Consider the following 16111-nt stretch of genomic DNA (forward strand, 5'->3'; position numbering starts at 1 on the left):
CACCAACCCAGCGCCTAGCCGTTCCTAATTACACCGTCATTTGTGTTAATCGCGCCGCGTTGAGCTCAATGTCATGCCGACAAGCCCATTTTCACCCCTCATCATTAGTACAAATATGACTTACTATAATTTTCACTTATGGTATGGGCCGTAGTCTAGGATAATTTCGCTTTGTACCGTATATTGCTAATAAAAAAATGGAGGCAGACATGACCAAGGCCACTTCCTTGGATATTAAAGCATTAAGGGTTTTTGAGGTACTCGCTACGCATGGCAACTTTTCTCATGCCGCCAAAGAGCTTGGCATCAGCCAATCAGCGGTATCTCAGGTGGTCTCCAATATTGAGGAGATCCTCAAGACACAAGTGATTGATCGCAAGCGGCGACCGTTCAAACTGACGCCGGCCGGCATTTCCCTCAGTCGCAAGGCCAAGCAGATCGTGGAGGACATGGACCGGCTTATTGCGCAGACACGCGAAGCGGCGTTGTTCAACCAGGTGGAGATTCGGTTGGGCATGATTGATTCGTTTTCCGCAACGGTGGGGCCGTACGTTCTGAAATCGATGGTGACCAACACCAGCCGCATCCTGGCATGGTCGGGGCTTTCCCATACCCATTCAAATGGTCTGTTGAACCGCCAGCTGGATCTCATTGTGTCGTCCGATCCTGTCGAGGACATGGACGATCTGGTCAGAACCAAGCTTTATCAAGAGCCGTTCCTGATAGTTGTATCGAAAGAAAAGGAAGCCCAGATCGCAAAACGGGATCTGAATGCGTGCGCACAGGCCATGCCTTTTATTCGATTTGCTTCACGCTCTCATTACGGTGGACAGATCGAGCGCTATGTGCGTCGGTGCAATGTAAGTATTCCCCATTATCTGGAAATTGATTCCGCAGATGTGGTCATGGCGATGGTGGCTTCAGGGCTGGGATGGACAATCACCTCGCCACTATGCGTCGCGCAGGGGTTGTCGTTCTGGGACAAAGTCGCCGTTCTGCCGCTGCCCGGCCCCGCATTGCAGCGAACAGTTTATTTGATCTCCCGAAGAGGAGAAAACGAAGATGCAGCAGAGAAAATCTATCGAAGCAGTCGTCAGGCACTGGAGCAGCATGTTCTGCCCCAATTGCAGACAAAGATTCCATGGTTAAAAAGTACTCAAAATCTATATTGACTAAAGGAGGTCAAAGTGACATCAACTAATCGTCGCGTTTTTCTGAAAAATACCCTCGCAGGTGCTGGCGCTATTGGCCTGGCGGGAACCGGGCTTTTTGCCTCGGCAAAAGAGCTGCAAAAAATGGCATATGGGGGCTCTCCATGGCTTTCGCACTATCCCACGTATCTGGCAATCGAAAATGGCCTGCTCAAGAAAGAAGGCATTGATTTGCGCTGGGAATCGTTTGTAACCGGCTCTGCACGACTCAGCGCAATGATGGCCGGAGACGTCGATTTGGCTGGATTTGGCTCCATTTCAACGATGGCGCTGATGGCGCGCGGTGTGAAGCAGTTCTATGTGGTCGGTGTACCGGAAAATTTCGGAAAGGTTGAGGGGCTGTTCGTCAAGGAAGGCATCAACAGCATCGCAGACCTAAAAGGCAAAACGATTGGCACGGCCTTTGCATCCAGCACGCATCTTTTGGTGCTGGACTTGATTGCATCCAGCGGCTTGACGCCAGACAAGGATATTAACGTTATCAATATCTCCGGACCCGAGATCATTGCCGCGATGAAGTCCGGTCAGATCGATGCCTGCGCCGCATGGACCCCGCAATTTAACATTCTGTCCTCAATGCCAGGCGTCAAACTGCTGGCCGATGACACAAGTTTCAGCCTGTACAAGGAGTTCGGAACGACGCCGGGCCCCGATCTGTTGGTTGTAAAGAAATCCTATGCCGAGTCAAACCCGGAGGCGGTCAAAAGCTTTATCAAAGCCTATTTTCAATCATGCGAAGTTCTGAAAAACACGCCCGAAAAGGCGGTGCCGATTCTCAAAAAGCTGACCAATCTGAACGATGCAGAGCAATTGCAAACAATTAAGGGAGCCGAATGGTACACCCTGGACCAGCAAAAGGACTTGATGGCTAAAGACGGAAAATTTGTCACAGGCCTGCAAAAGCTGGCCGAAATGCTGGTTACCTACAAACAACTGGACAGCGCTCCCAAAGTGAGCGACTGGATCAACCCGAATTTCATTTGAGATTTTTACAAAATACCAGGAGTATTCTAGTATGTCTTACGTTTCCAAAAAACGGGAACTCGTCCTGATCAGTTGCATATCGGTCGTCGTTTTCGTTTCAGTTTGGGAAATGGTGTGTCGCTTCGGGCTGGTCGATCCCATCTTTCTTCCTTCCCCGACCGAAGTGGTCTTGCGCGGCATCCGAACCCTGAACGATGGGATATTGATGTCACATGTGCTGGCCTCCACACGCAGGGTGATGATCGGCTTTGCGCTAGCCGTAGCCATTTCCATTCCCCTGGGGCTGGTGCTAGGCACTTCCCGCCGATTCTGCGCCGTGTTTGATCCTATTATTTCGCTGATTCGGCCCCTGCCTTCCATGAGCTGGATTCCGCTGTCCCTTCTTTGGTTCGGCATTACAGAAACTCAGAAGTACAGCATTGTTTTCATGGGGACAATCGCGCCGGCACTGCTTTACGTGATCGAAGCCACACGCAATGTTGACCAGGTATTGGTACTGGCTGCCCGCAACCTGGGCGCGAGCCGGTTCCAGGTCATGCGCGAAGTCATTTTACCCGCAAGTCTTGCGCAGATCATCAGCGGCTTCAAGATCATCCTGGGCTTGTCCTGGACCTGCGTTATCTCCGCAGAACTTGTTTCAGCCAAAGAAGGACTCGGATTCATGATCATGAACGGTAAAGAGTTCTTCCAGACCGACACGGTTGTCCTGGGCATGGTCATGATCAGTATCACAGTATTGATTATTGACGTGATTCTGCGCCGTATTGAAAACCGGGTTTTGCGCTGGCAGCGCTAGAGGAGGATTGACATGATAAGCATTGAGAATGTGAGCAAGAGTTACGGAACACTGAATGTTCTGGATAAAGTGAATATTGAGGTCAAGAAAGGCGAATTCGTGGTGCTGCTGGGGGCTTCCGGTTGCGGCAAATCGACCTGATAAACCTGGTTGCAGGTTTGTGCGCCCATCCACAGGCAGAGTTATCGTCAATGGGCATGAAGTAAAAGACGTGGATCCTCAATGTGGCATGGTCTTTCAGCAATACGCATTGTTTCCCTGGATGACTGTGCTGGAAAACGTCGCTTTCGGATTAAAGCTCAGAGGGATTGCCAAGAAAGAGCGGCACGAAATTGCACAGAAATATATCGATATGGTCGGATTGCAATCTTTCGAAGACGCCTTTCCCAAAGCCTTGTCCGGCGGCATGCGCCAGCGCGTTTCCATTGCACGTGTGCTTGCCAACGACCCGGATGTGATTCTGCTTGATGAACCCTTTGCCGCCCTGGACGCAATGACACGACAAGTGCTGCAAGAGCAACTGATCAGGATTTACGAGCAAAGCGGCAAGACAATTGTGTTCATTACCCATTCAATTGATGAGGCCCTGCTACTGTCGACCCGCGTTATTGTGCTGGGATCCAAGCCTGGCAAGGTGGTACAGGACATCCCCAATGACCTGCCTCACCCCCGTAATGCGAGTGTTCAACTGTCACCACGGTTCAACGAACTCAAAGCGCAGATCTGGGACACGGTCCAACACGAAGTCCAAAAAAGCCTGGAAGCTCGTGCATAGTTTTCTATAAAAACATCAAGGTTAAACATGTCGTCTAGAACAACTTACCCCGTCTACGAAAGTCGGTCCGGGTGGAACTCTCTGTTGCCTGCGCGAACAGCGAAGACAAATATTTCGATGCAAAGCAAGTACGATTTTATCGTTATCGGGGCCGGATACACCGGATTGGCCGCAGCGCGCAGGCTGGCAGAATTGAATGCGTCCGCCAGTATCCTGGTCCTCGAGGCTGGTGTCGTTGGAGAGGGCTCGTCAGCCCGAAATTCAGGGTTCGTCATCGCCTTGCCTCATAACACCAATATGTCGGGCCATATCAGCCCGGCAGAGGTGGCGCAAAAGCAAATCCGAGTCTATGACGGCGGGTTACGCTGGCTCAAGGGACTGGTGGATTTGTATCAGATTGATTGCGGTTGGAATCCCAAGGGAAAGTATCACGGCGCAGCCACCGCGGAAGGGGCCATCAGCCTGCAAAACACTGCACGTCAATATGACAAATGGGGTGTGCCATACCAGGAGATCTCTCAGGCCCAACTATCCGAACGTCTGGGCACTCAATATTACCGCTACGCCATTCAAACCAATAGCAATATTTTTATGCAGCCTGCTGCGCTCATTCGCGGCCTGGCCGACAACTTGCCCGCCAATGTCACATTGGTGGAGAACTGCCCCGTTTTGTCGGTCGAGCAGGGTCGGGAACAAGGGGTTCTCACCGCACAAGGCCTGATTCGCGGGGGAAAAATCATTGTTGCCAACAACGGCTTTGCGCGCAAACTGGGTTTTCTGAAAGACCGGATGTTCACGATCTTCACCTACGCGGCGATTACACCCGAGCTGGATGCACAGCAGCTCGCGTTGCACGGAAGCGAGCCCGAATGGGGCTGATTCCAGCGAACCGTATGGGCACCACGTTACGGAAAATCCAAAACAAGCGCTTTATGGTACGAAGCGCCTATTCTTATGAAAAGCCACAGACCGAAAGTACCGTGCTGGAACTGTTGACTGATTGCTATCGCCGACGCTACCCCGCAGCGAAAAGCCATCGATTCGAACACCTGTGGGGCGGAGCAACGGCGCTAACGCGTAACGGCGCGACCTATTTTGGCGAAATGTCGCCAAATCTTTATGCGTCCGTCGGATGCAATGGCGCAGGCGTACTAAAAGGCACCTGCTACGGAAAATTACTTGCGGAGCTGATAATGGGCCATCGCACCCAGGAACTTGTAGATGTTCTGGCCATGGATAAACCGAACTGGCTTCCACCCGAGCCGCTGCGGGGCGCAGCGGTAAAAACCGCCATATATCTGCAAAAGCGCAAGGCGGGAGCTGAAAGATAGGTTCAGGGATTAGGGTGTTCATTCATGATGGGCACTTTAACCTTGAACAAAGTCGGGGGTGTATCTGCCGGCAAGTGCTGCAATGGATTCTTATCGGCAGTATCAGCTATAGCACTCACAAAAAGCCGTTGCGGCTGGTGTTATTTAATCTTGTTTGTTTAAGACAAGGAAAATGCTGCCGCCAACTGATCGGCCGCTCTAGCCAGTAACGCAACGTCCATACCCACGGCCGTAAACAGCGACCCGCATTCCATGTAGTGGCGGGCCAATTGCGTGTCCAATGTAAGGATGCCGGGCGCTTTACCAAGCGCCCGAACCTGACGGATCGCATCCTCTATCGCACTTTGCACTTCGTGATGACCAGGGTTGCCCAAATGTCCCATGCTGGCCGATAGATCTGCCGGACCAATAAACACGCCGTCCACGCCATCTACCCGGGCAATGGCCTCCAGGTTATCGAGCCCTTCCTGCGTTTCTACCTGCACCAGTAAACAAAGTTCATTTTCGCACTCGTGCATGTATGTCTTTTGCCTGCCGAAATCACTGGCGCGCATGGTCCCGCCCACGCCCCTGTTGCCTCGTGGCGGATAGCGCATGCCGGCCACCGCCCTGGCGGCCTCTTCTGCATTCTGAACATAAGGGATCAACAAGGTCTGCGTACCGATATCAAGAAAGCGCTTTTGCTGGACTGCATCGTTCCATGAGGGCCGCACGGCTGCCGATACGGGATAAGGCGCCGCCGCCTGCAACTGGGCAAGCACACCAGAGACCTCGTTCGGCGAATGTTCGGTATCCAGCAAAAGCCAGTCAAACCCTGCGCCAGCTACAATTTCGGCACTGTACGCGTTACACAAGGACACCCACAACCCCAACTGATGCTGCCCATGGGCCAATGCCTGCTTGAATTTGTTCTTGCCTGCAATCATTGCGACTCTCCCTTGATCAGGTAAAACTGACAGAGATGCTCCCCAGCGTGCCGAAGTCTGCGTGAATCACATCGCCTTTAGTGACAGGAACGGTACGGGTGAAGGATCCGGCCAGTATGATGTGCCCTTTTTCCAGGACACCGCCAAAATCAGCGATTTTGTTCGCCAGCCATACGACCCCCATTGCAGGGTGCCCAAGAACCGCAGCAGATACGCCCGATTCTTCGATAGTGCCATTTTTATACAAAAGCGCACTGGCCCAGCGAAGGTCAATGTCCATGGGCCGCACGACCCGGCCACCCAGCACAACCGCAGCAGAAGCAGCATTGTCCGCGATATTGTCAACAATCCGTCGTGGATACCGGGTACGTCCGTCAACCAGTTCAAGCGCGGGCTGTATAAAGTCGGTGGCTTCCAGAACATCAAATAGCGACACGTTCGGGCCCTTGAGCGCCTTTCCAAGGACAAACGCCAACTCCACTTCAACGCGCGGCACAATAAAGCGGTCTGCGGCAATTCGATCACCGTCGTAATAGAACATGTTATCCAGCAAATGGCCGTAATCAGGCTCATTGATGCCAAGCGTCGATTGCATTGCCCTGGATGTCAGGCCAATCTTGTGTCCGCGCAGGACGGCGCCATGCGCTATCTTGTCAGCAATGACCAGTTTCTGTATCTCGTAGCGTCGGCGATCTGCAACCCAGGAAAAGTTTCGTCCAGCTGCGCAACGGGTGTTGCATTTTTTTCTGCATCCAGCAACAGGCGCATTGCTTTCTTGTGTATTTGCTTGCTGAGCATCATTCATCCATTTCTGACAGTATTTTTCAGAATGCCGATTGTCGGCACCTCCACTTCCACCACGTCCCCTTCCCGAAGAAACTTCGGCGGATCGTATCGAATCCCGGCGCCGTCGGCGTGCCGGTAGAGATCACGTCCCCAGGCTCCAGCGTCGTCCACCGGGAAATGTAATGGATCAGATACTCGAAAGAGAACATCAAGTTCGCGGTGGTATCGCGCTGACGTTCTTCGCCATTCACCCGTGTGATCACTTCAAGATTGTCATAACGAGGGAATTGGTCGGCAGTAACCAGCCAGGGCCCGGCAGAGCCACTCTGATCGAAGTTCTTTCCCTGCGTGACATTAAATTTTCCGTGTTTTAACCAGTCACGTACGCTGCCTTCATTCAGACACGTCAGGCCTGCAATATGAGATAGCGCCTGCTGCTGCGGAATGCGCCGGCCGCGCTTTCCGATCACGATTGCAATTTCGCCTCGTAATCAAGCTGCTCGGACTCTTCAACCGGGCAAATCAGCGGCTGTCCGTGGCCGGTCATGGATGACGCGAACCGTGGGAAGACGCTGGGATAGGCAGGTGCTGCGGTGCCGTCTTTATATTCTTCATTGCGATGGTGATAATTGACCCCCACACAAATGATTTTCCCTGGGTTGGGTATAGGCGGCAGATAATGCAGTTCTTCCAGGGTGTAACGTGGCGCACCATCAGGCAGCGATTGAACGACACTTGCCAGCTTGTCGCTGCCCAGCAGTGCATTGACGGTACTGATATCCGGACCGAAAGCGTCGGTCAGATCAACAACCTCATGTTCAATGACCACGCCGAATCGCGCTCTGTTTTGTATCGCAAAAGAAACTATCTTCATTTCTCAAATCCAAAGAAGGCGGCTGGATTATCAACCAGTATTTTTTTAAGCAAGGCCTCGGAAGGCGCATAGCGGTACAGTTGTTCGATCAGATCACCCTCGTTTGGCGGCTGCTTGACCGACACCGGGTGCGGCCAGTCGCTCCCCCATACGACACGATCCGGCGCTGCCTCAATATAGGCCTGTGCAATGGGAATGACATCATTCCAGGGCGCACCAGCGCGTGATACCTTTTCTGTCAGAGAAAGCATGACCCAGAAGTTGCCTTTTTTGAGTAACTCCAGAACAGCGTTCAGGCTAGGGTCGGCGCTTTCTGAGCGAGGATCGGGACGCCCCATGTGATCCAGCATCACCGGAATGTCCAGCGACTGAAACATGGCAAGTTGATCCATGATGCCGGTCGCTTCAGGCTGAAACTTCGCGTACCAGCCCAGTTCCCGAATGCGTGCGATCGCATGATCAAATTCTTGTTCCGACATGCTCACGCCAAGTCCCTGGCGATTGAAGCGGGCCCCTTTTATGCCTGCCGAATCGAGCTTTTCGAGATCACTGTCACTGCCTTCAAGCAGCACCAGTGCATTGGCACAACCTCGGTAGCCCGGTCCGGCCGCCTCCAGTGCGTCCAGGACCACTTGATGGTCGGCCCCGTAGGTGGTTGCCTGGACAATCACACCTCTTTGTATTCCCAACGTTCGATGCAATTGCAATGCCACTTCTATCGTGGCCGTGGGCATTTCATAGGCCGCGCCGGCCCTGACGGGATATTTGGTTGCCGGTCCGAATACATGGAACTGACAATCACAACTGTTGGCAGGCGGTTTGGGATTGGGCGAATGTGGGTTTGGGTCAGGGGCAAGATAATCAGGCATTTGCTTCCCCCTTCACGGCAATGAAGTCGCACTCCAGTAATTTGCCACCATCCAGGCTGGCCTGCATGGTGTGCCTGGCCGGCCTTGAATCGGGATCGGGAAAGAGCGCCAGCCATTCTTTGTTCAAGGCTGCGCGTTGCGACCGATCGTTCATCCACACATGCATCTTGATAATGTCCGTGGGTTCCAGACTGGCGGCACTGCAGATACGTTTCACATGATCAAACATAAGCCGGCTTTGCTCCTCTATCGTCGAACCGTACTCACCGGTTGAGGGATCCGTTCCCTGAATGCTGCCCGAAAACACCATGCAGCCAATCTGGCAGGCCGCCGGAATCGGGTTCTTATGACTGAACCCTTGCGCGTAGATACTCTTTCTTTTTGCCATATTCATTTCTCCTGACATGTTCTGTTCCTAGTTCACACTGATGTTCGCGTTTTTGATAATAGGTACCCACCGCTCGTCTTCTTTCTTCAGATACGCCTTAAAGTCATCAGGCGTCATGCTGTGGGCTTCGGCGCCGAGCGTCTCAAAGCGCTGAATAATCGCAGGATCCTTCAAGACCGCAGTCGTTGCAGCGCTTAATTTGTCGCGAATGTCGTCAGGCGTGCCTTTGGGCGCCATCAAGCCGGTAAAGGTATAGGCAACCGCATCTGCAATACCAGATTCAACCAGGGTCGGCACATTCGGCAGGCTGGCCAGTCGCTTTTCTGATGTGACGGCAAGCGGACGCAGCTTGCCTTCCTTTAAATAGGGCAAGGCCACGGACATCTGGTCAAAGCTGAAGTCAACCTGCCCGCCCAGCAAATCGGTTAGGGCAGGTGAATTGCCTTTGTAATGAACCGTCATCCATTTGGCCCCCGTTTTCGCGAGCAGCATTTCGCTCATCAAATGATTGGATGTACCGCGCGCTGGCGAAGCCATATTCAGCTTGCCAGGATGCTGTTTTGCGTAGTCTATGAGTTCAGTGACTGTTTTGATCGGTAGCCCTGGACGAACCTGCAGCACCATTGGGTCATGGAGACCGATGTGACTGCTTCGAAATCCCTGTCCCAGTGATAGGAATCACGATTGAAAATAATCGGACTGTAAAGCAGCGGTCCATTGGCCGCCATGAAGAACGTGTACCCGTCCGGTTTGGACTTTGCCACATACTCTGCCGCAATCATGCCGCCGGCACCAGCCTTGTTTTCCACGATAAATGGCTTGCCAAAAGCTTTCGCCAGTCCGGGAGCAATCAGTCTGGCGGCAACATCTACGTTGCTCCGGGGGGATAGGGAACAACGATGGTGACTGGCTTTGAAGGCCAGGTGTCGGCATACGCAGTCGAGGTCAAGAGTATGGATAAGGCCGTTACCATTTTTAGTGCTTGCATTTGTCTCTTCCTGTAATCAATGGTGGAACCGTGTAGAAAAAGATAGCAAGGGTTGGCGTCCGGGGACAACATGAGAAACAGCATTACGTCCAAATAGCGGACTAAAAATCAATTCTGCATTCACAGCATCATGCAAATCTGGGGCATCATACCGTTTGCCATGTGTTTTTCCTGGCAATGACGGTTATTATTTGGACATATTTCTAGTGGTGCCATCCTATGAAAATTTATGCAGACAGCATGGGTCCGGAGCAGACCTATAAGTTATTGACCGGTATCGTCGTGCCACGCCCTATCGCCTGGGTAAGCACGTTGTCCGAGACTGGCCTGACCAATGTAGCGCCATTCAGTTGCTATACCATTGTTTCCAACATGCCGCCCATGATCGGTATAAACATTGGTCGCAAGGCGGGGGTACGCAAAGACACCGCTACAAATATCCTTTTCAACAGCCATTTCGTCGTCAATATTGCAGATGAAACCCTGCTGGAACCATTGCACCAGAGCGCCGGAGAATATCCGCCGCAGATCAGTGAAACGCAGTTGCTTGATCTTGAAACCCTGCCTGGCGAGTCAATGCCGGTACCTCGTCTTGTGGCCGCCCCGATTAGTATGGAATGCCGGCTGCACAGCGTGACGCCATACGGAGATACGGGTGCGGAGTTTTTTGTTGGAGAGATCCGGGTGTGGCATATCCGAGATGGCTTGCTCAATGATGGGAAAATCGACAGTACGATCTTGCGTCCCATTTGCCGTCTTGGCGGTCCAAACTACGCCACGCTCGGAAAAGTGGTTACCTTGCAGGCGGTGTCACAAACCCCCAAAACAGTGCTTTAACTATCATAAGGACAAATCATGAATGCTGACGATAGCGAAGATGCCGAAACGGCGCAACCAGCAAGTCAGACTGTTTCCCGCGCCATGCAGATTCTGAGACTGGTTGCCTGTGGTCAGGAGCATGGCGTGCGTTTGACCGATATTGTCAATATTTCTGGCCTGAACAGGCTACCGCACGCCGTATTCTTAAAACGCTGCTTGTGGAACAGGCGGTTGAACAGGATCCGCTAACGCGTCGATACCTGATTGGCAATGAATTGACGTTACTGGGCCTTGCCCGCAGAAAACGGTTCCCCCTGCTATCGGCGGCGCCGACCTGCCTGGGGCATCTGGCGCAAAGCATCGGCGATACGGCATTCCTGAGCATAAGGCATAGACTGGATTCGATTTGTATCGCCCGCCAGACAGGCCATCATCCTATCCAGGTCTTGTCCATTGATGTCGGTGCACGACGACCGCTAGGCGCTGGCGTCTCGGGCGTGGCCATTCTTTCCTGCCTGTCGCAAGATGACTTGCGGCAAATCATTGTTGCCAATGCCAAACGCCTGGCACAGAGTTCACTGACACCAGAGCAACTGATGGACAGAGTGCAATTGGCCAAAGAACTGGGCTATGCCTATGTACAGAATGGCGTGATGTCCGGTACCAGCGCCGTTGCGGTACCGGTCGTCAATGCAGCGGGACAAGCCCAGGCAGCGCTGACCATCACTGCAATGTCAAATCGACTCGATACATCACGCCTGTCATATGTTGTGGAGCAGATGAAAGGACAGGCCGAGCAACTTAGCCGTCATGCAGATATGCATTCCGGATAAGGTATATATCATTGCAAAACAACTCCGAACAGCAATCCAAGCCCCGCTGTATACGTTAACCGGACAACCATAGCTAGCACCGCAGGGAACATCGATACGATGTCGGAACTTGTTACCCTGTTCACTGCAACACATCAGAATGCGTAATAATTCAAGCTGTAGCGGATATTCCGATGTTTTTTACCCGACAGCAAATTCAACGCCGCTACGGGAGGCAATCAGCATGCAAACCAATGTCGACGGATTCGAGTACAGCAGCGTTGCAGCCCGGCTGCCAGCGCAAGATCTGGAACGGGCGCGACGATTCTATTCTGAAAAACTTGGCCTGGAGCCCGACGAGGCACGCCCTGGCGGATATCTATACTTTTGCGGAAACAACGCATTCGGGCTGTTCGCCTCCAGTGGTGCTTCGTCTGGCACACATACTCAGATGGGACTGGAAGTAACCGATCTTCGAGCGGCAGTTACTGCGCTGCGAGCGCGAGGAGTCGTCTTTGAAAGCTATGACTCACCTGAATTGAAAACCGTTAACGGGATCGCAGAGATCGCGGGAAACTATGCGAGCAAAGGCGGAAAGGGAGAGTTAGCCGCATGGTTCAAGGATAGCGAGGGCAATCTGATCGGCATGGGACAAGCGCTACGCTAGGCCCAGGGCAGCCAAAAACTCAGCCTGCCCTTTGTATTGCCTCTTCCAGCATGTCCAACCTGTCCTGCCCCCAAAACAGTTCATCCTGAAAGACATACGAAGGAGAACCGAATATTCCGCAGCCCACAGCTTCGTCGGTATATTGTCGGTAAAGCGACAGGATCTGCGGCGTGCGCGCCTGGTTCACAAGCGCTTGGCCATCCAGGCGCTGTTTGTTCGCGATATCGATCAGGGTTATGTCGGATGAAATATCCTGATCTTCGCACCATTCAGCTCGAAGGATGGCTTTGTACAACGCAGTGATATCAGCCCCGCTCTGGCTTGCTGCGATCACCATGCAAGACGCCAGATCTGCATTAGGACACAGATACCTGGGATGTGGATTAATATGAATACCCAGCTTTCTGCACCACCGCTTCAATTCCGCAACGCGATAGGCCTGGCGTTCGGGCGAGCGCTGATGCAGTAGCATCCCGCCCGTCCTGGCGTAGACATCAGGAAGATCCACCGGTTTGTAGTTGATCGCCACGTCATATTTGTCGGCAATACCTTGCAGGCGATCAGCTCCCAAATAGGCCCAGTCTGAGTTCAGCCAAAAATAATAGTCTATGGTTTTGTCATTCATGACCGCGCCTCTTTCATTTCTGTGAGCGTTGCAAATTTGGCGGGGCCATGCATGAAGAATGAGCTGATAATGGCAATGACACCCAAACCGCTCAAGTACCACACGATATAACGGGGATTGCCATCGCCGTAGGCAAGCAGTGAGGTTGCGATCAGTGGAGCCAGGCCACCGCCGATAGCGCCGGACACTTGCACCGCAATCGATATGCCGCTGTATCTGACTGCAGGCGGAAACTGAGCAGAAAAAAGGCTCCCTTCCGGACCATACAGGCAGGCGTAGACTAACCCGATTGCGATTATCATTGCCATATTGATTGAGGCGACGCTCTGGCTGGCGAGCATGGAGAAGAACACGGGCGCAAACAACAGTATACCGACGGAACCCGCCATGAATACCCATTTAAAACTCAGGCGATCGCCAAGAATACCAAACAGCGGCATAGTAAACAATGCGACCAATGCGCCCCAGATAGTGGCGTCCAGCATCACCATCCGGTCAAAGCCAAGCGTATTGGTGGCATAGGCCAGGGCAAAGGTGACCACGGTATAGAACCAGGTCACTTCGGCAAGCCTACCGCCCACGACCACAAGGACTTCTTTCGGGTATTTCTTGAGCACGATCATGGCCGGCATCTCAACCTTCTCGCCTTTCTTTTGCATGCGCTCAAAATCCGGCGATTCGGCGACCTTGACGCGGATAAACCAGCCAACCAGCAACAGTAAAACGCTTGCCAGAAACGGAATTCTCCAACCCCAAGCCAGCATGTCCTCGTTGGGTAAGGCCGCCACTGCACCCATGGCCAGAGAAGACAGAATCAAGCCCGGCGCAACGCCCGCTTGGGGCAGGCTGCCAAAGAACCCCTTTTTGCCTTCAGGGGCATGTTCCACAGCCATCAATACGGCGCCTCCCCATTCACCACCCACGGCAATGCCCTGTATAAAACGCATGATCACCAGCAAGACCGCGCCCCAGTAGCCGATAGACTCATACGAAGGAATGAGCCCGATCAGGATGGTTGGAATCCCCATCATGAACAATGTAATCAGCAGCATGGACTTTCGGCCGACCTTATCGCCGAAATGACCGAAGATGACGCCTCCCAGCGGTCGGGCAAAGAATCCCACCGAATAGGTGGCAAACGCCGCCAGCGTTCCCGTCAGCGGGTCGAAAGAAGGAAAAAATATCGTATTGAAAACCAGTGCTGCGGCTGTTCCGTATAAGAAAAAGTCGTACCACTCAATGGTTGTCCCCATCATGCTTGCCAGGCCTGCCGTCACATATTGCGAGCGCGAACGGACAGACCCGGATGTCGTATTATTCTCCATCCCGGTTCCTTTTAATAATAATGATCTTTATTGTCTATTTAACGTGTCGAAAAACTACTTCAGATCCAGCGCAGCAATGCCATGCGTCTGTCTGCACCAGTAATTGAAGGTTGCCTTGACGATTGAAGTCTTCAGCAGATAGTCGTGGGCTTCGGCAGCAAGCGTGTCGTCCACGGGGGTCAGCTTGCCAAATGCCTGCGCACGAATCTGCATACGGGCCGCGCGTTCAAGATAAACCGACAGGTAGGTCGCCTCTTCACAGGACGTGCCCGCGGTCAAATACCCATGATGGGCCAGGATAATCGCCTTTTTCTCGCCCAGCGCCTCTGAAATAATCACGCCTTCGTCATCAGCAATCGGTACACCCGGCCATTCCCCCAGAAATGCGCAATCGTTATGCAAGGGGGTCATATCCATTTGGGAGATCACCAATGGTTGCCGCGCGGCAGCCAGTGCCGACGCCCAGGGCGAATGGGTATGAATAATACAATTGACATCTGGCCGCGCGTCATAGACCCACAGATGAAAACGTGTCGCGGGGTTGGCCATTCCTGCCCCGGTCAATGTATTCAGATCGCGATCCACTTCGATGAAGTCTTCAGGTTTCGCCTCATCAAACCCCAGGCCAAAACGCAAGGTCCAATAAGCGCCCGGGCGCTCGGACCGGACGCTGATCTGTCCTGCCAGGCCCGCTTCCTGCTCAGTCATGGCCAGGATTCGACAGGCGTAGGCCATTGTCTCTTTTGTATCCCGCTCTACAACTTGCAGATGCTTCGACATCTCCTGGGTTACCCGCTTATCGAAGTAGGATTTTTCTCTTAATGGCGCATTCATGCTGTGGCCTCCATATAATCTGTTTATCGATGAACGCTCTAGGTTCTATGACAGATTCTATTGATCCACATCAAATATAGCTATAAAGCAAAATTCATAGCAGCTATTCCGTTTGTACGCTCATGGATTGCGCCAACTGTATGATGCATTGCTCCAGCGCGATGGCCAGCGCGCTAAGCGGTTTGTCTCGATGCTTGACCAACACCATTCTTCGCCGCAACAAGGGGAGCTCTATTTTCACCTTCATCAAACCATAATCAGCCAGTACTTTTGTCGGGATCCTGGAGGGCAGAATGCAATCGCCAACCCCTGAAGAAACGAGTTTCAACATAGCGTCCACCGTTTCTGCTTCTGTCACAAAATGCGGCTGTAGTCCGCCGCTATGTATCATCTTGCGTAAGGCGTAGTGCGGCGGGAACCCAACCAGTTGGAGTGATGCATTAGTCAGATCCTGAGGACCGCTCAACGCGCTGTCATGTCTTACGATTAGCGCCATGTCTTCCTCAAACAGCGCTGTGGAATCGAGCACATCAGAATCGACCGCCGAATCATAGACCAGCCCCAGCTCCGCATTACCATGTTCAACCAGTGTCACCACTTCTGGCGAGCTTCTGCCCATCAATGAAAGATTGACATGCGGCCGATTGCTAACGAACGTGGCAACGCAATCTGCCGTGAAGTAATAGCTCAGCGTATGCACAGCCGCCAGCCGCACCGTGCCTTGGGTAATGCCTTGCTTGCGCACCTGATCCATCGCCCGATCAATTTCCAGGAAAGCCGGTTTAACTGCCTCATACAGGATTTCGCCTGCTTCAGTAAGCTTTAATCCCCGCCCGGTCCGCAAGAACAAGCGCTGGTCCACGTGGGTCTCAAGCAGCGCCAGTTGTTTACTCAGCCCCGATTGGGTTTGATCCAGGACCGTTGCTGCCTTTGACAGGGATCCTAAATCTGCAATAGAAACAAAAAAAACGCAATCGGCGATCTACTGCCTCTAAAGACATATTATTCCCCTCGGGCAAAATTGAATGAAACTGTTAATGCGTTCCATGATAAACACATTCCCGGATCGCTCTTAAACGAACGCCCAGGAAAGTCTTTTCA

18 protein-coding genes and 3 pseudogenes are annotated in these 16111 nt (G+C 52.7%); 10 read left to right on the forward strand and 11 right to left on the reverse strand.

Annotated elements, in window-relative coordinates:
• Nucleotides 1-209: 209 nt before the first annotated feature.
• From TKWG_RS17150 to TKWG_RS27320, 6 genes and pseudogenes are all read left to right on the forward strand, one after another.
• On the forward strand, nt 210-1172 hold the full coding sequence (locus TKWG_RS17150; RefSeq protein ID WP_014752048.1) for a LysR family transcriptional regulator: 963 nt from the start codon (nt 210-212) through the stop codon (nt 1170-1172).
• Nucleotides 1173-1187: 15 nt separating this feature from the next.
• Nucleotides 1188-2195, forward strand: coding sequence for an ABC transporter substrate-binding protein (locus TKWG_RS17155; protein WP_014752049.1), 1008 nt, complete (start codon nt 1188-1190; stop codon nt 2193-2195).
• A 31-nt stretch (nt 2196-2226) separates the two neighbouring features.
• Nucleotides 2227-2991, forward strand: a complete 765-nt coding sequence (locus tag TKWG_RS17160) for an ABC transporter permease (RefSeq protein ID WP_014752050.1) — start codon at nt 2227-2229, stop codon at nt 2989-2991.
• Between the two features lie 12 nt (nt 2992-3003).
• A pseudogene (locus tag TKWG_RS17165) lies at nt 3004-3766 on the forward strand (ABC transporter ATP-binding protein).
• 117 nt (nt 3767-3883) lie between these two features.
• Nucleotides 3884-4645 (forward strand): NAD(P)/FAD-dependent oxidoreductase, encoded by a 762-nt coding sequence (locus TKWG_RS27315; protein ID WP_407636860.1) that lies wholly within the window; start codon nt 3884-3886, stop codon nt 4643-4645.
• On the forward strand, nt 4636-5097 hold the full coding sequence (locus TKWG_RS27320; protein WP_407636861.1) for an FAD-dependent oxidoreductase: 462 nt from the start codon (nt 4636-4638) through the stop codon (nt 5095-5097). Before TKWG_RS27315 ends, TKWG_RS27320 begins: the two co-directional genes overlap by 10 nt.
• Before the next feature lie 158 nt (nt 5098-5255).
• On the opposite strand, the gene hpaI is transcribed toward TKWG_RS27320, so the two are convergent.
• The 7 genes and pseudogenes from hpaI to TKWG_RS27325 form a co-directional block, all read right to left on the reverse strand.
• Nucleotides 5256-6023 carry a 4-hydroxy-2-oxoheptanedioate aldolase gene (hpaI, locus tag TKWG_RS17175; protein WP_014752053.1) on the reverse strand — a complete coding sequence of 256 codons (768 nt, stop codon included), beginning with the start codon at nt 6021-6023 and terminating at the stop codon, nt 5256-5258.
• Between the two features lie 16 nt (nt 6024-6039).
• Nucleotides 6040-6821: pseudogene (hpaH, locus tag TKWG_RS17180) on the reverse strand (2-oxo-hept-4-ene-1,7-dioate hydratase).
• Between the two features lie 3 nt (nt 6822-6824).
• Nucleotides 6825-7683: pseudogene (locus TKWG_RS17185) on the reverse strand (fumarylacetoacetate hydrolase family protein).
• Nucleotides 7680-8552 (reverse strand): amidohydrolase family protein, encoded by an 873-nt coding sequence (locus tag TKWG_RS17190; protein WP_014752055.1) that lies wholly within the window; start codon nt 8550-8552, stop codon nt 7680-7682. The pseudogene TKWG_RS17185 and the gene TKWG_RS17190 overlap by 4 nt, the downstream one beginning before the upstream one ends.
• Nucleotides 8545-8940, reverse strand: a complete 396-nt coding sequence (locus tag TKWG_RS17195; RefSeq protein WP_014752056.1) for a RidA family protein — start codon at nt 8938-8940, stop codon at nt 8545-8547. The genes TKWG_RS17190 and TKWG_RS17195 overlap by 8 nt, the downstream gene beginning before the upstream one ends.
• A 27-nt stretch (nt 8941-8967) precedes the next feature.
• Nucleotides 8968-9564: a Bug family tripartite tricarboxylate transporter substrate binding protein gene (locus TKWG_RS17200; protein ID WP_407636862.1), complete on the reverse strand. Its 597-nt coding sequence runs from the start codon at nt 9562-9564 to the stop codon at nt 8968-8970.
• On the reverse strand, nt 9510-9749 hold the full coding sequence (locus TKWG_RS27325) for a tripartite tricarboxylate transporter substrate-binding protein (RefSeq protein WP_407636863.1): 240 nt from the start codon (nt 9747-9749) through the stop codon (nt 9510-9512). The genes TKWG_RS17200 and TKWG_RS27325 overlap by 55 nt, the downstream gene beginning before the upstream one ends.
• 398 nt (nt 9750-10147) lie before the next feature.
• On the opposite strand from TKWG_RS27325, the gene TKWG_RS17205 reads away from it, so the two are divergent.
• The 4 genes from TKWG_RS17205 (at nt 10148) to TKWG_RS17215 (ending at nt 12226) form a co-directional block, all read left to right on the forward strand.
• Nucleotides 10148-10765 (forward strand): flavin reductase family protein, encoded by a 618-nt coding sequence (locus tag TKWG_RS17205; RefSeq protein ID WP_014752057.1) that lies wholly within the window; start codon nt 10148-10150, stop codon nt 10763-10765.
• Nucleotides 10766-10783: 18 nt separating this feature from the next.
• Nucleotides 10784-10996, forward strand: a complete 213-nt coding sequence (locus TKWG_RS25430) for a hypothetical protein (protein ID WP_238534222.1) — start codon at nt 10784-10786, stop codon at nt 10994-10996.
• Nucleotides 10966-11580 (forward strand): IclR family transcriptional regulator, encoded by a 615-nt coding sequence (locus TKWG_RS17210; RefSeq protein ID WP_238534224.1) that lies wholly within the window; start codon nt 10966-10968, stop codon nt 11578-11580. The genes TKWG_RS25430 and TKWG_RS17210 overlap by 31 nt, the downstream gene beginning before the upstream one ends.
• A gap of 223 nt (nt 11581-11803) precedes the next feature.
• Nucleotides 11804-12226, forward strand: a complete 423-nt coding sequence (locus tag TKWG_RS17215; RefSeq protein ID WP_014752058.1) for a VOC family protein — start codon at nt 11804-11806, stop codon at nt 12224-12226.
• 19 nt (nt 12227-12245) lie between these two features.
• On the opposite strand, the gene TKWG_RS17220 is transcribed toward TKWG_RS17215, so the two are convergent.
• The 4 genes from TKWG_RS17220 to TKWG_RS17235 all read right to left on the reverse strand — a co-directional run bounded on the left by TKWG_RS17220 (nt 12246) and on the right by TKWG_RS17235 (nt 15992).
• Nucleotides 12246-12851, reverse strand: a complete 606-nt coding sequence (locus tag TKWG_RS17220) for a 2-hydroxychromene-2-carboxylate isomerase (RefSeq protein WP_014752059.1) — start codon at nt 12849-12851, stop codon at nt 12246-12248.
• Entirely contained in the window at nt 12848-14176 is a 1329-nt protein-coding gene (locus TKWG_RS17225; RefSeq protein ID WP_014752060.1) for an MFS transporter, read from the reverse strand. The genes TKWG_RS17220 and TKWG_RS17225 overlap by 4 nt, the downstream gene beginning before the upstream one ends.
• A gap of 54 nt (nt 14177-14230) precedes the next feature.
• Nucleotides 14231-15010 (reverse strand): aldolase, encoded by a 780-nt coding sequence (locus TKWG_RS17230; protein ID WP_014752061.1) that lies wholly within the window; start codon nt 15008-15010, stop codon nt 14231-14233.
• A 103-nt stretch (nt 15011-15113) separates the two neighbouring features.
• Nucleotides 15114-15992: a LysR family transcriptional regulator gene (locus TKWG_RS17235; RefSeq protein WP_407636938.1), complete on the reverse strand. Its 879-nt coding sequence runs from the start codon at nt 15990-15992 to the stop codon at nt 15114-15116.
• Nucleotides 15993-16111: the final 119 nt, after the last annotated feature.

The sequence above is a fragment of the Advenella kashmirensis WT001 genome, assembly GCF_000219915.2.
In the GTDB taxonomy this organism is placed as follows: domain Bacteria; phylum Pseudomonadota; class Gammaproteobacteria; order Burkholderiales; family Burkholderiaceae_B; genus Advenella; species Advenella kashmirensis.

Bases quoted from the DNA above. Each gene is read 5' to 3' on its own strand.
- TKWG_RS17230 (WP_014752061.1), bottom strand. From the start codon at position 15,010: ATGAATGCGCCATTAAGAGAAAAATCCTACTTCGATAAGCGGGTAACC.
- TKWG_RS25430 (WP_238534222.1), top strand. From the start codon at position 10,784: ATGAATGCTGACGATAGCGAAGATGCCGAAACGGCGCAACCAGCAAGT.
- TKWG_RS27320 (WP_407636861.1), top strand. From the start codon at position 4,636: ATGGGGCTGATTCCAGCGAACCGTATGGGCACCACGTTACGGAAAATC.
- TKWG_RS17205 (WP_014752057.1), top strand. From the start codon at position 10,148: ATGAAAATTTATGCAGACAGCATGGGTCCGGAGCAGACCTATAAGTTA.
- TKWG_RS17195 (WP_014752056.1), bottom strand. From the start codon at position 8,940: ATGGCAAAAAGAAAGAGTATCTACGCGCAAGGGTTCAGTCATAAGAAC.
- TKWG_RS17220 (WP_014752059.1), bottom strand. From the start codon at position 12,851: ATGAATGACAAAACCATAGACTATTATTTTTGGCTGAACTCAGACTGG.
- TKWG_RS17160 (WP_014752050.1), top strand. From the start codon at position 2,227: ATGTCTTACGTTTCCAAAAAACGGGAACTCGTCCTGATCAGTTGCATA.
- TKWG_RS17190 (WP_014752055.1), bottom strand. From the start codon at position 8,552: ATGCCTGATTATCTTGCCCCTGACCCAAACCCACATTCGCCCAATCCC.
- TKWG_RS17215 (WP_014752058.1), top strand. From the start codon at position 11,804: ATGCAAACCAATGTCGACGGATTCGAGTACAGCAGCGTTGCAGCCCGG.
- hpaI (WP_014752053.1), bottom strand. From the start codon at position 6,023: ATGATTGCAGGCAAGAACAAATTCAAGCAGGCATTGGCCCATGGGCAG.
- TKWG_RS17200 (WP_407636862.1), bottom strand. From the start codon at position 9,564: ATGGTGCTGCAGGTTCGTCCAGGGCTACCGATCAAAACAGTCACTGAA.
- TKWG_RS27315 (WP_407636860.1), top strand. From the start codon at position 3,884: ATGCAAAGCAAGTACGATTTTATCGTTATCGGGGCCGGATACACCGGA.
- TKWG_RS17225 (WP_014752060.1), bottom strand. From the start codon at position 14,176: ATGGAGAATAATACGACATCCGGGTCTGTCCGTTCGCGCTCGCAATAT.
- TKWG_RS17150 (WP_014752048.1), top strand. From the start codon at position 210: ATGACCAAGGCCACTTCCTTGGATATTAAAGCATTAAGGGTTTTTGAG.